General features: G+C 62.1%; 2 protein-coding genes. Both read left to right on the forward strand.

Annotated elements, in window-relative coordinates; all coding sequences use genetic code 11:
• Positions 1-664: aldehyde dehydrogenase family protein (locus ACSFA3_RS24465; RefSeq protein ID WP_435507969.1), on the forward strand; the 664-nt coding region annotated here is incomplete at its 5' end.
• On the forward strand, positions 657-1199 hold a 543-nt coding region (locus tag ACSFA3_RS24470; RefSeq protein WP_435507970.1), incomplete at its 3' end, for a hypothetical protein. The genes ACSFA3_RS24465 and ACSFA3_RS24470, both read left to right, overlap by 8 nt.

The following is a 1199-nucleotide window of genomic DNA, read 5'->3' on the forward strand; positions in this document are numbered from 1 at the left end:
GGACGCCGACCTCGACGCGGCCATTCCCGTTGTCATCAACGCGATCGTGCAGAACGCCGGCCAGACCTGCTCGGCCGGCTCGCGGGTGCTGATCCAGCGCGGCATCTACGAGCCGCTGCTCGAACGCCTGGGCCATGCCTTCGAGGCCCTGCGCGTCGGCCCCGCGGCCATGGACCTCGATGTGGGCCCGCTGATTCGCCAGACGCAGCAGCAGCGCGTGTGGGACTTTTTGAGCGACGCACAGCATGCCGGCATCCCGATGGTGGCGCAGGGCATCGTGGTCGAGGAAGCGCCCGAGACCGGCTTCTACCAGGCGCCCACCCTGCTGCGCGACGTGCCGGTCGGGCATCGCCTGGCACAGGAAGAAGTGTTCGGCCCGGTGCTGGCCGCGATGTCCTTCACCGACGAAGACGAAGCGGTCGCGCTCGCCAATGCCACGCAGTTCGGCCTGGTGGCGGGCGTGTGGACCGCCGACGGCTCGCGCCAGTTCCGCATGGCCAAGCGCGTGCGCAGCGGCCAGGTGTTCATCAACAACTACGGTGCTGGCGGCGGTGTCGAGCTGCCCTTCGGTGGCGTGAAGTCCTCGGGCTACGGTCGTGAAAAAGGCTTCGAGGCGCTGTACGGCTTCACCACCCTGAAGACCGTCGCCATTCGTCATGGCTGACACCGACCAACGGGAAACACGGACAGATCCACGACCCGTTATCGATCACACAAAACTCAGTCTTGATGAATGGCTAAAGATCGTGCTGACGCCCGAAGAGGACCGCACGATCCGAACCCAGGTCTGTTGCTTTCCGACGGACGAGTTGCTACGAGAATTCTTGCTAAACGTTGACGTCGTGTCGGAGGTCGAATGCCGGCATTTGCTCCGCTCGTTGCTCCTCGGCTCCGGAACATACGGCTTCGACTATCGGAATTTCAAGTTCCTGCTTGCAGAAGGCGGCGCTTCGCTGCTTGGTGAATCCGAATACCTTCGGCGCCTGATTACGGGCAAGAGTGCTTGGGAAGGTATTCACTGGATTCTGGACCTTTTGCCCCATAGCCCGAAGAAGGCGATCGAGGTCATCGACATATTCGCCATCAGGTTCTGCCAAGAGCTTTCTGATGGCTTCCTCAATGGCCTGGATGATGCCACCGCGATCATCAAGGCCAAGTACATCAGGCGTGATCACCACCCTAGCGTGCTGCTCGATCTG

It is taken from the genome of Variovorax glucosi (genome assembly GCF_051216695.1).
In the GTDB taxonomy this organism is placed as follows: Bacteria; Pseudomonadota; Gammaproteobacteria; order Burkholderiales; family Burkholderiaceae_C; genus Variovorax.